Below are 15879 nucleotides of genomic sequence, written 5' to 3'. Positions count from 1 at the left end.
CTCACTCCACCTTCAGAGAGAAACAGCAGGTCACAGCCGTCTTCGCATTGTGATTCTCAGTGAACTGAACAGGGCGTTGCCGAGCAGGGGGTGGTGCTCAGGGTCGGAGCACTCGCTGGGCTGCCCGCCTAGGTGGAAGGCGTGCTGCGTGACCTGGACGCTGCTGTGCCTCTGCTCTGGCGTGCGGTTTCCCGTCCACTTGGGTCTCTCTCACCAGTGCGGCCTGACTCGGTGCAGCCATAGCTCAGGTCGATGTGCGTGCCGTCGGTGCGGGCGTTCTTATGGGTGCGCGGGCAGTGCGGCGCGCGGTCCGCACGGCTGGGTCCGTCGTGATCACGGCTGGGCCGGGGGAAGGCCGAACAGGTCGGCGTGGTGTCTGTTCATGTGCTCCCTCACTTCCGCGGGGAGGCAGGAGACCAGGGCCTCCACGATGGGGCGGGCGTGGGAGCCTAGCCGGTCGCGGTCCCGGTCGACCAGGTCGCACAGCAGGGGCAGCAGACGCCGACCCACCGTGACGTCGGGCCCGGCGGTGTTGACTCCTTCGGCGACGCGCGCGTACAACAGTCTGACTTCCTCGTCCGGTAGTGCCGACCCGGCGTCCAGCCAGAGCCGCAGCAGGTCGTGCACGACGGAGGTCGCGGGACGGCCCCCGCCACCGTTGAAGGTGGTAACCAGCGGCCCCAGCGACTCCAGCAGCGGCTGAGCGACCTGGAGCAGCACGCCTTCGGTCGTCCCGGCAGCGAGACGGGCCTTGTGCCACATGTCGTCCCAGTAGGCGACGTGCCAGGTCACATGCCCTGCCTCGCGTGGTGGCACCTGGTACATCCAGTGGGCGTCGACGACTTCGGGGCGTGCGTTGTCGTCCTCCTGCCGCAGGCGGATGTGCAGGTCCCGGCCCGCAGCGTTCCTGACGTGACTGACGTTCAGGGCAAGGGCGAAGTCCGCCCACTCCACTTCCGGTAGCGAGGCGCGCCACAGCAGTGTGTGGGCATGCCAGGCCTCACCGGGGTCGTCCTCGGCGGGGAACAGGGTTGCCGCCGTCGTCTGGCCGGTCAGCAGGACGACCAGCATGACGAGGTTCGCACTGTAGATGCCATGCCGCGAGGAGACACGCATGCGGCGCGGGCTGTACGTCGGGTACGACTGCTTGTCCCTGCGTTCCTCCCGGCTCCGCTCCCAGTGCACGCGCACCACCAGGTCGGCGATCCGCTCCCGCTCCTCCGCCGAGAGCCGGGCGACGCACGCGCGCGCGAATCTCAGCATCTGCCGTGAGAACAAGGGCGCGAACGACACCAGGGCGTAGAGGAGGTCGTCGTCCAGGGGCTCCGCGCTCCGCAGCAGGGCGGGCCGATGGCCGAGGAGCCGTACCAGTTGCTGGACCGCCAGGCGCACGGCGAGGTATTCGCCGAACGTGGCGTGCAGGAACTCGTAGCTGGACAGCCGCTCCCCGTCCCGGATGGACTGGGCCCGCTGGACGAAGAAGAACCGGCCGAGCGCGGCCTCGGCCTGGTCCAGCGGCTTGCGAAAGCTGTCCGACCGTTCCTCGGAGTGTCCGTAGATGGCTCCGAGGTCGTCCTCCAGTTCCTTGCTGGACACCCATTGGCGTCTGCGGTTGAGCATGGAGAAGGCCACGATCGACAGCCGCTGCAACTCGCTTTCGACGCGCTCGTCGATCTGGCTGTCCCAGGGGGCGCCCCCGGCGCTCTTGCGCACCTCTCGCCGTGCGAACGAGATCAGCAAAGCCTCGTAGAGTTCGGCCTCGTCCAGGGGACGGCCGTCCTCGCCCTGGAAATCGTTTCCGGCGCCGTGAAAGAGGGCGAGCATGGTCAGCAGCAGGGGCTGTTCGGCCAGTTTGCGATGCGGTGCCAATAATTCCCAGCTCAGGGTGGACAGTCCACGGGCGAGGAGGCTGCGGGCGTTGCGGTTGTTCCACTGCTGGATCCACACCCTGATCTGGTCCGGCTGGAAGGGTTCGAGCCGGAGGGCGACCGTGCCGGGCGGATGCTGGGCCCGGTCCGCGACCGCGGTCCGGCTGGTCACCAACGCCAGTACAGGCCTGCCCTGTTCGCGCTCCCTCTCCTGGAAGCGGGCGACGCGTGTGAGGAAGTCACTCTGCCGCACTCCGGTGGTCTGCAGGAGTTCGTCGAAGCCGTCCAGCAGCAGGACGGGAACCGCCGTCCCGGCCGAACGGACCAGTTCCGGCCAGCCGACCCGCTCCCCCGTCGCGTCGCGCACGGCCTGTTCCAGCTGGTCCTGGAGGTCGTGGTCGGCCCGCACATCGCGCAGCGCCACCCGCACGGGCAGGAAGCCCGTGGCGGGCAGTCGGGCCGCGAGGATCATGGTGAGGACGGACTTGCCCGCGCCCGGCTGGCCGAGCACCAGCAGCGGAACGTCCCAGAGACCCGGTGAGGTGAGGGCGCCGGCCAGATAGTCCGTCAGGTCGCTGCGTACTGGTATCCCGCCCCACCACCCCTCGTCGGCGGGGTTGTCGCGGTCGCCGACGGCGCGCACCCTGAAGTCGGGGTCCAGGTAGACCTCGTCCAGGGTGGGCATGCTCATGCCTTCGGGAGGCGAGTCGGCGGCGAGGATGCGGCGGCCGAGCGCCGCCTGGTGGGCACGTGCCAGCGCCTGCGCCGCATGCTCCGGGGGGTGGTCAAGAGCAGCGGAGGACGCCAGGATATGTTCCAGTTGCGCGAGCGCCCGGCGCAGCTCGGCCCTCGTGGCCTGGTGCTCCAGCTGACCGGTCCAGTAGAGGAACTCCGGTGCCTCCTGGACGAGTCGGCGGTACAGCTCCTCGTACCGCTCCACCGCGCGGCGCGGCAGGGTCCGGTGCACGGTTTCCGTGGCCGCCTGCCTTTCACGGCTCGGCAGCCGGGCCCACAGGTCGAGTCCCTCCAGGAAGTGCGTGATGCGGCCGCCCAGGGACTCGTACCACTGCCCGAGCGCGACGAGGGTGTCCTCGTAGGGGAGGTGCGGGGCCGGGCAGGGTGCGTCGACCTGGGCCAGGGTCTGCGCCAGCCCCTCCGGTGCGGGCGGCTGGCCGGCCACGAGCCGCATCTGTTCCCGGTGGGTGAGGCGTACGTCGTCCCAGGGGAAGGGGAGTTCCGTCTCCTGGAGCACTTCGAAGAATGCCAGCACGACGATGACCGTGTGGGCCGCCTCCAGCAGCCGGGTGCGCGCCGCGCGCCCGTCGGCGCCGCGCAGGCGGTCCCCCAGGCTCCGGGCCGCCGCACGGCCCAGCCCCAGGATGCGTCCGCGTTCGCCCAGCATGCCGAGCACTTCGCCGCTCAGGCCGCCCGTGGCCAGGTTCAGCGCGCCGCCGACCGCCCGGTCCACGGTGGCCGTCGCGGGGGGATCCTGCCCGAGGAGCACCAGCGCGTCCCCGAACGAAAGCAGCCTGCGCGACACTGTCGCACCCCCCGTGATCGCCCGCGCACCCAAGGTCAGCATCGTGTCACGGCAGCCCCGGCGGGATCAGCGGATCACCAACTTCCGTGCCGGGCGCGGGATGCGGCGAAAGCGGCTCCGGGCGGATTGAGCGTCCGGTTTTGCTCCCAGCCCTCGCGCGCCCCCGGCAGACAAGCACCATGGCTGCCGGGTCGAAACACGTGGGGTGCAGGAACTCGTTGGCGCCGAGACGACAGCGGAGGCCTGCGCAGAGGCATCCGCAGGACAGACGGTGGATGGGAGTGGATGGGCCGGGAAGATCCGGTCATCACAGAGTCGAAGGCGCACGACTATTTCTCCGCCGCCTGGGGCGTCTCCGACTGGTTGGGTGGGAGCTGCGTTGGTTGGCCGATTGCCTGCAGCCTCCGCGACGGAACTCGCCAAGCCTGTCCGCTGGTTGTCACGAGGGGCCGGGACGTTGTCGGTGGCGGCAGGTACGTTGCGATCATGGGTGTCTATCTGGTGAGTGTCGCCGCGCAGGACTGGTCGCAGCCGGGTGAGGACGGGTACGGGGACGTCGCCGCCGCGCTGAACACCGAGCTGGAGCGGCGGGGGCTGCCCCCTTACGAGCCGCGGCAGGCCGCACGGGAGGCACCGGGCTGGTTCGAGGAGAAGGTCAGCCCGTCCATGGACGGCTTCGTGGCGCTGTGCAGGACGCGGCTGACCGACGCGGAGCTGTCGACTCTCCTCGACTGGAGCGTGCTGGTGCCGTTCGCGCTGGAGGAGGAGATCGTGCTCCCCGTCGGCACCGCGTACTCCGGCGAGGAGACAGCAGTCGCCGGCGCCCCGCGGGTGCTCGCCCTGGCCGAGCGGCTGGCCCGTGCCATCGGACTGCCAGTGGACGCGATACCGGCGGGCGAGAACCTCGCACTGAGCCTGTGGTTCCTGGAGGGCGAGGCGGAGCGGACCGCCCCGATGCGGCCGGGACCGTGGGCCCAGGACAAGGACGCGGCCTTCTACGTGGCGCTCTACCTGCGCGCCGCGCAGTACTCCCTGCGGCACGGCTGCCCGATGACCTACGTCTGAGCCACGGTGGCCGACCGGCCGGAGAGGCCGTAACCGGAGAGGCCGTGAACGGTCCGGGTCGGGGCCGTGTCCACCGCGCGCCCGAGCCCCTGTCCTACCGGAACACCGCCGCGTCACATCGCCACCGGGAACCCGGCGCTGCACGCGCCCGACCGACGAGAGGCCCCGCTCCGGCCCCGGGCGCGACGCGGGCCCGTCGAAGGACACCCGGCCCGGCCGTCGGGCTGGACGCCGGTTCGGCGCGGCGGCGCCGGCCGAAGCTCAGCCTTGTACTGGTTCTGGTGCTTGATGGCCTGCTGGGCGGCGAGTTCTTCCATGACCGTCCACGGGATGGCAACCCGTTCGCCGGCAAATGCCGGGATGGCGCGGAGCAGGTCAGAACTGCCGCCCTCCGGGATCGGGTTGCACAAGATGTGGTGTCGAGAATGATCAGCGCGGCTCACCTCTCCCGCCGCCCGGCTGCTGGCGGCTCTGCAGTGCGCGCTGCGTGTCGACACCCGCGGTCATGTCCGGCTGAGGCGAGCCGTGTTGCGGGGCATGCGGCTGCGCCAGAACCACGAGTTGTGGCTGGAGCTGGCCCATGCCGGGTGGCTGGAGCTGCCGGACGTGCGTGCGCTGCCGTGGCAGGTGCGGCTGCTCGATGCCACAGTGCTGGACCAGGCGCCCAGCCGCCGTACCCGCTGCCGTGCTGCCGACTGGGGGCTGCGGCCCGTGCCGTTGGTCCTGCTGGCCACGACGCCCGCACTGCGGCCGCTCTCGTGCCGGCCTCCCACTCCCCCACCGAGATCGAGCACAGCAGCGACATGGACGTCCTCGCCCGGCTGTGCGGGCACTCTGCGCAGCAGGCCGGAGAACTGCTCGACCGGCTGGTGACCACGCGCACCCTGAGGGCATGGCATCACAACCGGGAGACCGAGGAGGTGTTCTGGTAACAACCTTGCCGGCCTCGCAGCCGGGGCCCACGTGGTCATCGGTCGGAGCGGCTGGCGGTCCCGGGGCCCGCGAGCCAGGCAGCGATCCGCTTCTGCAACTCCTTGTCGGCGCGGGGATAGTCCCCATGTGCGTACCATTCCAGGTCTTGCAGGATATTCTCAGAGCGGGCCGGGTGGGCCACCGCACGCACGTCGACACCAATCTCGCCCGTCGAGCAGCCGATGTACACGCTGCTGTCGAGCGCCATCATGGCGAACCCCGGGTGGCCCGCACGTATGCCGAGGAAGGCCGAAGCCGCACCCCGGCCCATGATGTCCCAGCGGTCGAGGAGCCGGACCCGCGTCCAGACCGGTGAGGGGACATGGCGGCCGTAGTGCAGGTACTCCTTCGGCAGAAGGGCCTGGTGCGTGTAGGTGCCGTGAGGAAGCAGGACGAGGAACTCGCGCCGGTGGTCGAAGAGGCCCGAGGAGACCGCCAGGTCATACCAGTCTTCGTTGAGGCGCTCGACGAGCCGTGGGGTTTCGTACGGGTGGGAGAAGCCGCCGACGATGTCCTCGGGACGATATCCGGAGACGAACGGCATCGTGCCGGGCGGCACGGCGTTCGGGATCACCTCGAGGCCGGCCCGCCGCAGCGGCCGGTACATCTTGCGTTCGCGTTCCTGGATACCCACGGGGCAGTGTTCTACCAGGTGTGGCGCGCCAACCATTCCGCGATTGCAGTGGTGGCGGTGTCGAGGAACGCGTGGCCGCGCGTCTGCCATAACGGGCGGCGATGCACCGCCCTGCCCTGTGTGCTGATCGACGAGGACGGCATGATGGGGATCATGGAGTCTCTGGCCGCTGCGGGCCTGCGGATCGTGGACGGGTGCAGCGAGCCCGACGGGCTCATTCCGCCCATCGTCACCGGGCAGGCCCCGAGCTGCCCTCCCGATGAAGCTCGCGTCGAGGCCATGCTCGATGTCCTCGAGCCGCAGTTGATACCCGCCGCCGCCCCTGAGGCCCTGGGCCAGGCAGCAAACTCACCGACCACCGCCCAAGAGACCCGCTACAGGGAAACACCCCCACTGACCCGGCGAAACGTCCCTGTACAGACAAAAAAGTGTGTCCTACGCACCCCGTGCGGCAGCTGACCGGGCCCGCGCGCGGGCCCGTTCGGAGTATGTGAGGGCGCGCCACATTTTCGCGCGGGGTGGAGCGTCGTAGCGTCCCCCGCATGATCGCAAGCACACCGCTCCAGCCTGCTTCCCTCACCCGCCGCGCGGCCCTGACCGGGCTCGCCGCGGGGGCGGGCGCGCTCGCCGTCGGGAGCACCGCTCCTACCGCGGCCGCCGCGCCCACTGCGCCTTCGGCGGCGCCCGATCCGACGCCGGGAGCGATGCGGCTCTTCGCCGATCCCGGCTTCAACTTCGCCGGGTTGCTCGCGTTGGGCGCGGCAGGCATGCGTGCCTCCGAGGTCGGCGAGGTGCTGACCGCGGTCAACGCCATCAATGCGGCGGGGCTGTCCGAGCAGACCTACACCGACACCTTCCGGTCCTGGGGCGACCGGCTCTCCGCTCCCCCGGCCGTGGGCCGGGACGACCGCGGGACGCCGTCGCAGACCCGCCGTTTCCGCTCGCTGCGCGCGGCCCAGTACTACGCCCAGGCGCTGTTCTACGTCCTGGGCACCGACCAGCCCGGTGACGAGGAAGCGGTCTACAAGGCGGGGCGCAGGGCCTGGGACACCTTTGCCCGGCTCTGCACGCCCGCGGCCGTCACCGCCCGGGTCCCGTGGGGCAGGACCCGGCTGCCGCTGTGGTTCTTCCGCCCAGACGGCCCCGCCGAGCGGCGCCCCACTGTCATCCTCACCAACGGCAGCGACGGGCAGAACGTGGACATGTGGACCTACGGCGTGCCCGCAGCCCTCGACCGCGGCTGGAACGCACTCGTCTACGACGGCCCCGGGCAGGGGCAGTTGCTGTTCGTCGAGGAGATCCCGTTCACCACCCGCTGGGAGACGGTGGTCGCCCCGATCGTCGACTGGCTGCTGCGGCGCGAGGACGTGGACGGCCGGCGGATCGCCCTCACCGGCCTCAGCATGGGCGGCAACCTCGCCCCGCGCGCCGCCGCCTTCGAGCACCGGCTCGCCGCCTGTGTGGCGATGCCCGGTTGCCTCAGCCCCTGGCTCGGATTCGACGAGGCGCTGCGTGACATCGTCACACCCGACAAGGAGGAGACCAACCGGGTGTGGAACGAGGACGTCGTCCCGGAGCTGAGCCCGCAGGAGGCCTTCTCGGTCAAGAAGCGCTTCGAGATCTTCGACCGGAAGGCGCTGCGCCAGGCGCGCCGGGGCAAGGTCCTCACCGATATCTGGACACCGGCGCAGGTGGCCATGGGCCTGGACATCACCGGGATCGTCGGCAGGATCAAGGCCCCGACGCTCGTGCTGGACTACGACTTCGAGCAGTTCTACCCGGGCCAGCCGCGGGAGATGTACAACCTGCTGCGCACGCGGCGCGACTACGTCAAGCTGACGAAGGCGACCGGGGCACAGTTGCACTGCTCCCCGATGGCCCCTCAGCAGCACTGCGACGTCGTTTTCGACTGGCTCGCCGACGTGCTCCGCCGTTGAGTGCTCGGGCGTGCGCCCCTGCAGCGTTGTTCGTCGTGATGGGTGGCCAGGTCGATCGCTGGTGTGGTGCTGGGTGCGGCCTTTGGTGATGTCAGGTCGTGCCCAGGTGAAGTGACCGCCCTGCATGAGCGGTTCGCACACTGGTTCGGCAGGTCGGGGCCTCGTGAATCGGCTCCAACCTGTATGCCGGGACTGATTGCTGCGCTGGTGCGGGAGAACGGCTGGACGCCGGCAGAGGCCGGTCATCTAGGGCCCGGACCGGATCCAGCGGATGCTGGACCGGATCGGGCAGGACGCCGAGGAGGCCCTGGACGACGTGCGTGACTACGTCGTGGAACACCTCGGCGACCCGGATGCCGTGCTGATCGTGACGCCGGCTTCCTGAAGAGCCTCCAGTCGGCCGGAGTGCGAAGGCGGCTCCGGGGCCGCCGGCCGCACCGGGAACTGGCAGATCGGTGTTGCCTGTCCCTTCAGCAGGCGAGCCCCTCGGAAGCGCTCTTGAGATGCCACGGCTAACCCCTCGTTCAGGTCCCGCTTTCAGGAATGCCCGTCAGCTTGGTCTTCGAGGGAGCGCTCTTTGAGAACTCCGACAAGCGCCGTGGCAACGAGGGCGACATCGCTGTCGTCGTCGTGGACCAGTTGACGCAGGACCTCCTGCCCGGTGGCACCCGCTAGCTCGACCAGCGCCTGGGCGAGACGGATTCGCGTCGCGGAGTCCGCGGTGGGCGCGGCCAGTTCGTCGACCAAGGCGGTCGTGATCCGGTCCGCGCACCCGGGGTCCAGGGAGAGCATTCCCAGAACCTCCGCCGCGTCCACGTCGTTGCAGCCCTCCACCACCATGCTGACGAGGCAGGGCACGGCCGTGGCCACGCCCTGCCTGCCCAGGGCCAGAGCAGCGTGCCTGCGCACCGTCGTGTCCAGGTCCCCGAGAGCGTGCGTGAGCACCTCGAGAGCGCCCGGAGCCTCGGGCATCTCGGCGATCGCCAGCACCGCTCGTCGTCGGATTCCGGCGTCCTCCGCGTGCGCACCGGCGCGCAGTGTCGCCACGCCGTCGCCCCCCGAACGGGCGAGCGCCCAGCGAAGGGCACCAGCGACGTGCGTGTCGGGCTCGGTCAGGATCGCGCCGGCCAGCAGAACGGCGGGTACCGGCACGTCCTCCGGCCGGGCCAGGACGGCCTGTTGCCTGCGCGCGGCACTGGGCGAGTCGAGTTCCCGCACGAGTTCGACGATGCGCAGCACTTCCTGCCAGTCGGTGGGCGTCGACGCGTCGATCGCATGGAGCCGCTCGAGCAGCTCCTTCTCCCGCGCCAGGCGCTTCTCCGTCTGCCGGATGAGGTCGCTGACCAGGGCGGACGGGGTGAAGGCCGGGTCCTCCAGCGCGCGCCCGATCTGCTTGAGCGACAGCCCGAGGGACCGCAGGCTCTCCACGTGGAAGATCCTGCGGACGTCCTCGGCCGAGTACTCCCGGTACCCACCGACAGTGCGGCCGGTGGGCCGCACCAACCCCAGGGTGTCGTAGTGCCGGAGCATCCGGGCGCTCACCCCGGAGCGGCGGGCCACATCGCCGATCAGCAAGCTGCGCCCTCCGCCTCTGCGCCCTGCGCCTCTACGGTCTTCGCGGCCTCGACCGGCTCGGTCGTATCCGCGGGTCCGGCGGTCTTCGCGGGCCGGGCGCACTCTGGGGGCTCGGTGCGTGCCGACGCCGCCGCGACGGCAGCGGCTCGTTCCGGGCCGAGTGCGACCACGCGCTTCGCCTCGTCGAGGGCCGCGTCGAAATCGGTCTCCGGGTTCTGCCGGAGCAGCTCGGTGGCGCGGGCGTGCGCGGCCACCGCCGGGGCGGTACTCGCCGCGGCCCTCTCCAGTGAGGGGCCGATCACGTCACCGAGGTCCACCAGGGCCCGGCTCAGACTCAGCTGCACATCGCGATCGCCACGGCCGAGCTGCAGAACCAGCTCGGCTGCCAGGTCCTTCTCCTCGTTCTCGGGCACGAGGACGACCGCGACGCGCCACCCCGTCCGCGCGACCTCGTCATCGGCGTCCCGCAGCAGGTCGCGGGTGATCCAGGCCCACGTGCCCGTGTTGCCGATCTTGGAGAGTGTGTGCAGCGCCTGACTGCGGGCCTGGGGACGCTCGGAGTCGAGCTCCTGGCGGATCCGCGGCAGGCTGATCTCCGGAGGGAGACGGGTCAGCGCCCAGGAGAGCATGTCTCGTACGAAGAAGTCCGGCTCGACCGCACACCGTTCGACGAGCGTCTCCAGGAACAAGGGGTCGGGGTTCGAGCCGACCGCCAGGGCCGCCCGAAGCCGGACCGACGAGTCGTCAGCTCCCAGGGCATCGGTCACACGGGTGTTCTGCGAGTTCGCGTCGGTCGGGTTGATCGGGACCACCTCCTGCGCCCAAGTGAAAACCCTGCCACCGTGTCAAGGTCAAGTTCGTGACCCGCGAATCGGGAATCCGCTGGTCACGGACGACAGACCAGCGACTGCTGTGACCGGGGCACTGGCGGCGCCGTCCCTGGGAGCCCGGGGTGACCGGGAACGCCGTCGCCATCCCCACAAGGGAACCGACTACCCGTTCATCCGCGTCAAGCCAAACTGGCAGTGAGGGGAAGAAGCGTGAAGAAGCGAGTCATCCTGCTGTGCGGTGGCGTACTCATCGTGACCGGGATCGCCGCGGCGGTGTGGTGGAACTGGTTGCGGGCACCCTATGCCCTGGCCAATTCACCGACAGTCGATGTGACCGTGCGTGCAGAGAAGTCCGTGTACCCCGACGTACAGGAGACGGCCCAGGAAGTCGACACTCTCATACGGGTCTATGTGCAACGCCTCAAAGACGGCGACGCCCAGGCCCTCGCCGAGCTCGCAGGGCCGGCCTACAAACAGCCCGGACCGGCCGCCGCCAAGCAGGTGCGCGAGTACGGCAAAGCAGCGAGCGGGCAGGTCGAGGTCACTGTGCTGGAGGGGCCCGTCGACTACTTCACCCCCGTGACGGTGGCGTACGAGGAAACCGGGCAGCGGCAGAACTTGCTGTTGGTCAAGGATGACGGACACTGGTGGATCGGCCTCGGCGAAGGCGACCCGGCAGCCGGCAAGTAACGAAACCCGCGGAATCGGCACCGAGGTTGCTTCACCCGAACCTCCGGGCCGTTCACCGTCCCTCCGGCCCCGCCGGGCGCGGTAAGACCATCTTCTTCCCCTCGACCGGCGAATCCACGGGGGACGATCCGTCGGCTGCCATGCGTGGCCGAAGGGGCGGGCAACGAGCGGCCGGATGCTTCACCTCCCGCACCACCTCCACCAGCAGATCGATCAGCTCGGCCCAGATCCGAGCGTTCCTGACCTGCTTGCGGGAGCCCTTTTGGCAGGTGGCGGCATCTTGCGTGCTTCCACGGCATGGCGATGCGCCCGCACGGTCGCGGAGTCGACAGCAATGTCCCAGCCAATGCCGCCGACGGCGCGCTGCAACAGCCCTTCCCACCTCCGCCGAACAGCGATGATGCCGTTCGTGAACTGTCTTGCACGCCCCGTATCGCTCCGACCGGAATCCCGCCACTGCACCCCCGGCCGGATGCGGCACAACACCCCGTGGACCACCCCGAAGGGATCCAGCCGGCCTGGCCGACGCAGGTCGGTTTCGCAGGGTCGCGCAACACCCACCACAGCCTCCAGGCCGTGGTGCAGTCCTCGCTCCCGGGCCGTCGAGAGACAGCGCAGCCGCCGGTGACGCTATACGCTGCGGGCCTGTGACCGGAATCGATCTTGTCAACGGGATAGTCGGGGCCGCCCTCGGCATCATCTTCGCCACACTGTTCCAAGAGCCCTTCCAGAACGCCTGGTTCAGGGTCCGACGCAAATCCGCCACCACGGTGCGCAGCCTGACGTATCGTCCGGGCAGCTCCCCGCTCTCCACATGGACGACCTTCTCGATCGGGCCACTGCACACGTCGGCGCTCATCGTCGAAGGCGACGGCGAACAGGCCATCGCGCCGGAGTCGGTCCGGGTCCAGGTGCTGGACGGGGAGGTGGTACTTCCAGACGACATGGCGCCGTGGCGGACGGAAATCGAGGAGGAAGAACAACAGGCCGAAACAACCGGCACCCGTGTGCGCATCTGGAACGGCCCCCGTTACGCCGTCGAGGGCCTGGAAATCTCCCGCACCAGACTCGAGGAACACCCGGACGTCCGACTGCGGCTGCGCCCCACCGACTACTTCACCTTCCTCGCGGCACAGCAACTCGACCGCAGACTGCCCGACGGGGGCACCCCGAGAGAGCGCTACCTCGACCCCGACCACCCCCTGGCCGCCCCGGCCTTCCTGCAGTGCAGTTTCGGCGTAAACGTAGCCGTGATCACCGCCGACCACCTGCTCGTCATCACCAGACGCGCCGACCACGTACGCTCCGGACCCGGCCTGTGGGGTTCCTCGGTGAACGAAGGACTCTCCCGGCACATCGACTCCGCCGGCCGCAACGCGCCCGACCTGCACGACGTCGCGCGCCGCGGCATGCGCGAGGAACTCTCCCTGGAGCCACACGAATACAAGCTCACCATGCTCGCCTTCGTCCTCGACGTCGAACGCCGGCAGTGGAGCGCCCACTTCACCGCACACCTCACCACCCTGACCGGTCAGGCCCTGCGAACACGCATCGCACACGGCGTCGCGGACCGGTGGGAACACCAAAGCATCGAGTACGTGCCGTTCCGCCCGGCGGACGTGGTGCGCCACCTCCTGCGCCCCGACCGTGTCCGCCGCTGGGCCCCGGTCACCCCTGCCCTGTTCCACCTGGCCCTGGTGCATACGCATGGACGCAGCGCCGTGGAACGAGCCGAGGCCCAGGCCGTCCGCCGGCTGCGCTAGACCGTGACCGAATGCTCGCGGGGGTGATGGTGAGCCTTCCCGCCCTTCGCCAGGCGGGGACGGAGTAACCACCAGGCCCCACCACTCACCTGTGACGCCGTTCGGGATCCTGGGTGAGAGGGAACCGTTTGGGCGTCACGCCATCCCGTCTGGAAGGCGCGCGGGTTTCCTCGTGACCGCACCAGGTGCGTGGAGCACCGCCGCCCTGGTGAGCCCGCTGGTCTCGATCAGTCGCTGTGCAGGGACGGGGCGGTGCTGGGCTGGGAGTCGTTCCTCCCGGCCTGGGAAGCGGGCGGCGCGCCGGAGCCGGACCTGCGCAGGATGCGGACACGACGGATCACTGCCGCAGTCGTGAGGCTCAGGCACAGCAGGGTCAGGGCCGACGTTCCGTACGCCGGCAGATTCGCCGGCGGATTCTCGGCCCAAGCACGGGAGAGGGCCCGGGACGGCTGCTGAGGGTCGTACGTGACGAGCATTGCCTCATCACGGTGGGCATCGGGATACATCCCGGCGTAGTCCGAGATCTTGACCTCTTCTCCGGCCCGAGGGCCGCTTACGAGGCGAACCTTGATGTATTTGGGCCTGGAGTCGACGCCGACGACGGTGGCAGCGGAAGTGACGCCCCTGGAGCGCAGGTCCTCTACCAAGGCGTGTGAAGGGAACCAGAAGGCGGCAGTCATACCGAGGCACAGCAGAGATATGCCGAATATAGCCAGGATCACTCGGCGTTGTGGAGGCTTCGGACGCGGCTTCCACCCCGCTGCCCTGCTGGCCGCCTGGCGTGCCCTTTCCACGTGTGGTGGCAGCTGATACCCGCTGGCCGGGCGCCTGTTCTTCTTTTTAGCCACAGTTGCAAAACCTCGTGAGGATCATACGCTCACCGTATTCGACCTGGTGCAGCCTGGATGAAGGGGCGCTGGAGCGGCTCCGGGGGGCGACGTGGGCAAACAGAAGCATCTCGCCCCGTCCCTGGCCTGGGTGTTCCACTTGCGTCGGAGACGCATGACGGCGGAAACGGCACCGAGTGCGGCGATCGCCGTGACCACGGTTCCAGCCGGGCGAATCGAGCAGCACGAGCCATCCACGCCCTACTGGCCGGGTCCTGGCCATGAGGCGTTTCGAAGATAGCGGCCCGGCAGGCCATGCCATCGGCCTCGTCCACACCGGTGAAGGCCACGACTCCTGCAGCGACCTGTCCCGGGAGCACGTCTGCGGCTCCATCAAGGATAATGCGCGGGCAGCCCACATCCCCCTGGATGAATGGCTGAAGTGGAAGGCCTGGAACAAGCCGTGACAGCACGACATGACATCACGCTCCCCGAGATGCGTGCGGAGATCATCGCATCCGTACGTGCTCTGGCGGATCCGGCGTACCAGCAGCGTGTATGGGTCGACCGCGAGTACCCGTCGGCGGACTACTACGACGACCTCACGTTGACCGTCAACATCCTTTACGACGACACCACGGTGCTCGCCGACCCGCGGACCGCGCTCGGCAGGACCCTGGCCGGCGAGGCGGAGGTCGAGGCCATGAGCAGACTGGCCGGCGAACTGACCGGTGCTCTGGACGAGGTCGGCCGTGACGAGCCGGACGAACGGTTTCTGGCCTCCCCTGCCTGGCCCTCCGTGGTGGGCGCCGCGTCTGCCGCTCTGGAGGTGTTGACGGCCGGGTAGGTGAGCAGGCCACACCGCCCTCCGCGCCCCGTTGGCGGAGGGCGGTAGGTCAATCTCACAGGCTCTCGCCCTTGAGCGGCAGGGGCAGGTGGGAGGAGACCAGGTGCCCGGGCGAGGACTCCGCCCAACGACGGGATCAGTCCCGGCAAGTCGCCGAGCGGATCAGCCTGGGCGCGGCCGCACGCGAGGCGAGCGGCCGCGCCCAGTGCAGCAACGCGCTCGGAAGCCCGCCCCCCCCATCAGCCAGGAGGGGGTCGCTGTGAACTCAGTGCCCGGCACTGCCTCAATCAATGTCGCTGCGAACACGCGGCTCGAGCCCTGTCAGTCCTCTCCGTACCCCGGCCCGTCCGGGGCAGGCGGGAAGGCCAGACCGGTCGGTGTGCTGAGGCCCGTGAAGGCGAGTGTCACCTGTCCTCCTCCCGTCTCGCGGACGCGCACCACACGGTTGTTGAACCCGTCGGCCACGTACAGGTGGCCGTTGCCGTCGAGAGCGAGTCCGAGCGGGGAGTTCAGTCCGGTGACGGGAACAGTGCTCTGCCGTCCGCTTCCGGTGGCGACCTTCACCACGCGGTTGTTGCCGCTGTCGGCGACGTACAGGTCGCCGTCGGTGCCGAGTGCCAGTCCGGTCGGCTGGGAGAGGCCCGTCGTGGGCACGGTCTGCTGGCCGCCGCCGTCCACCGCGACCCTGACGACCCGGTCGTTGACGAAGTCGGAGACATACAGATGGCCGTCGGGTGCCCAGGCCAGCCCCCAGGGGTGCAGCAGTCCCTCCGTGGCCAGCACCGTCCGGCCCCCGCCGTCGGCGGCCACCCTCACGATCCGGTCGTTGAAGCTGTCGGCGATGTACAGGTTCCCGGCAGGGTCGACCGCGAGACCCAGCGGGCGCGACAGATCGCCCGCCGGTACGACCGACTGCGCCCCGCCGTCCGGAGGCAGGACGACGACCCGGTTGTTGCCGGTGTCGGAGACATAGAGCCGGCCGCCTGCGTCGAAGGCCATGCCGGTCGGACGCACCAGGCCGTCGAGCGGGACGGTGACCTGTTCACCGCTGTACCCGGACAGGGTCACCACCCGGTTGCCGCCGTAGTCGGACACGTACGGGGCCGGGCCGACGGGCGTGCGGGCGTCACCGGCCCGGACGGCGTCCGTCGCCCCGGCGGGCAACGCGCAGAGCAGGACCAGTCCCAGCGCGGTGGCCAGCCGCCGGGACCACCTCCGGGCCGACCCGCGGCCGCTCGTCGCCGATCCGGCCGTCATCCGTTCCATGACCCACCCGCCTGTGTGCTCCATCGGTCGGCCCCGTGCCGTACCCCTCGCCGACCCTAGGAAGC

The 15879-nt window shown here is 69.8% G+C and carries 13 protein-coding genes and 1 pseudogene; 9 read left to right on the top strand and 5 right to left on the bottom strand.

All coding sequences use genetic code 11. The features are described 5' to 3' along the window. Positions 1-333 precede the first annotated feature (333 nt). Positions 334-3408 (bottom strand): NACHT domain-containing protein, encoded by a 3075-nt coding sequence (locus ACIQU3_RS21395; RefSeq protein WP_403731426.1) that lies wholly within the window; start codon positions 3406-3408, stop codon positions 334-336. A 486-nt stretch (positions 3409-3894) separates the two neighbouring features. On the opposite strand from ACIQU3_RS21395, the gene ACIQU3_RS21390 reads away from it, so the two are divergent. Together ACIQU3_RS21390 and ACIQU3_RS21385 are read left to right on the top strand one after the other, a co-directional pair. Further along, a complete protein-coding gene (locus tag ACIQU3_RS21390) occupies positions 3895-4473 on the top strand; it encodes a hypothetical protein (protein ID WP_403731423.1) in 579 nt (192 codons plus the stop codon). 537 nt (positions 4474-5010) lie between these two features. Beyond that, the gene (locus tag ACIQU3_RS21385) at positions 5011-5346 is read left to right on the top strand and encodes a hypothetical protein (RefSeq protein ID WP_403731420.1); all 336 of its coding nucleotides are present in this window, start codon (positions 5011-5013) and stop codon (positions 5344-5346) included. Between the two features lie 94 nt (positions 5347-5440). On the opposite strand, the gene ACIQU3_RS21380 is transcribed toward ACIQU3_RS21385, so the two are convergent. Further along, positions 5441-6079 (bottom strand): hypothetical protein, encoded by a 639-nt coding sequence (locus ACIQU3_RS21380; RefSeq protein ID WP_403731416.1) that lies wholly within the window; start codon positions 6077-6079, stop codon positions 5441-5443. 6 nt (positions 6080-6085) lie between these two features. Between ACIQU3_RS21380 and ACIQU3_RS21375 the strand changes: the two genes are divergently transcribed. The 3 genes and pseudogenes from ACIQU3_RS21375 to ACIQU3_RS21365 all read left to right on the top strand — a co-directional run. Further along, the gene (locus tag ACIQU3_RS21375) at positions 6086-6538 is read left to right on the top strand and encodes a hypothetical protein (protein ID WP_403731413.1); all 453 of its coding nucleotides are present in this window, start codon (positions 6086-6088) and stop codon (positions 6536-6538) included. Positions 6539-6621: 83 nt separating this feature from the next. After that, entirely contained in the window at positions 6622-8016 is a 1395-nt protein-coding gene (locus ACIQU3_RS21370) for an alpha/beta hydrolase family protein (protein ID WP_403927103.1), read from the top strand. Between the two features lie 69 nt (positions 8017-8085). Next, positions 8086-8476 (top strand): annotated as a pseudogene (locus tag ACIQU3_RS21365) (IS701 family transposase); the annotation flags it as partial. A gap of 77 nt (positions 8477-8553) precedes the next feature. Here ACIQU3_RS21365 and ACIQU3_RS21360 read toward each other — a convergent pair. Together ACIQU3_RS21360 and ACIQU3_RS21355 are read right to left on the bottom strand one after the other, a co-directional pair. Then, positions 8554-9591, bottom strand: a complete 1038-nt coding sequence (locus ACIQU3_RS21360; RefSeq protein WP_403927101.1) for a MerR family transcriptional regulator — start codon at positions 9589-9591, stop codon at positions 8554-8556. Next, a complete protein-coding gene (locus ACIQU3_RS21355) occupies positions 9585-10358 on the bottom strand; it encodes a HEAT repeat domain-containing protein (RefSeq protein ID WP_403927098.1) in 774 nt (257 codons plus the stop codon). Before ACIQU3_RS21355 ends, ACIQU3_RS21360 begins: the two co-directional genes overlap by 7 nt. Before the next feature lie 273 nt (positions 10359-10631). Here ACIQU3_RS21355 and ACIQU3_RS21350 point away from each other — a divergent pair, with 273 nt between their 5' ends. From ACIQU3_RS21350 to ACIQU3_RS21335, 4 genes are all read left to right on the top strand, one after another. After that, positions 10632-11111, top strand: a complete 480-nt coding sequence (locus ACIQU3_RS21350; protein WP_403731398.1) for a hypothetical protein — start codon at positions 10632-10634, stop codon at positions 11109-11111. Positions 11112-11758: 647 nt separating this feature from the next. Next, the gene (locus ACIQU3_RS21345; protein ID WP_403927095.1) at positions 11759-12874 is read left to right on the top strand and encodes a hypothetical protein; all 1116 of its coding nucleotides are present in this window, start codon (positions 11759-11761) and stop codon (positions 12872-12874) included. A gap of 1108 nt (positions 12875-13982) precedes the next feature. After that, on the top strand, positions 13983-14168 hold the full coding sequence (locus ACIQU3_RS21340; RefSeq protein ID WP_403731392.1) for a hypothetical protein: 186 nt from the start codon (positions 13983-13985) through the stop codon (positions 14166-14168). After that, on the top strand, positions 14165-14548 hold the full coding sequence (locus tag ACIQU3_RS21335) for a hypothetical protein (RefSeq protein ID WP_403927093.1): 384 nt from the start codon (positions 14165-14167) through the stop codon (positions 14546-14548). Before ACIQU3_RS21340 ends, ACIQU3_RS21335 begins: the two co-directional genes overlap by 4 nt. A 321-nt stretch (positions 14549-14869) precedes the next feature. Here the strand turns inward: ACIQU3_RS21335 and ACIQU3_RS21330 are convergent, their stop codons facing one another. Then, the gene (locus tag ACIQU3_RS21330) at positions 14870-15814 is read right to left on the bottom strand and encodes a hypothetical protein (RefSeq protein ID WP_403927090.1); all 945 of its coding nucleotides are present in this window, start codon (positions 15812-15814) and stop codon (positions 14870-14872) included. Positions 15815-15879: the final 65 nt, after the last annotated feature.

The organism is Streptomyces sp. NPDC101110, from assembly GCF_044759525.1.
Taxonomy (GTDB): domain Bacteria; phylum Actinomycetota; class Actinomycetes; order Streptomycetales; family Streptomycetaceae; genus Streptomyces.
The sequence above is the reverse complement of the archived record's forward strand: the minus strand, read 5'-3'. Positions and strand labels throughout refer to the sequence as shown.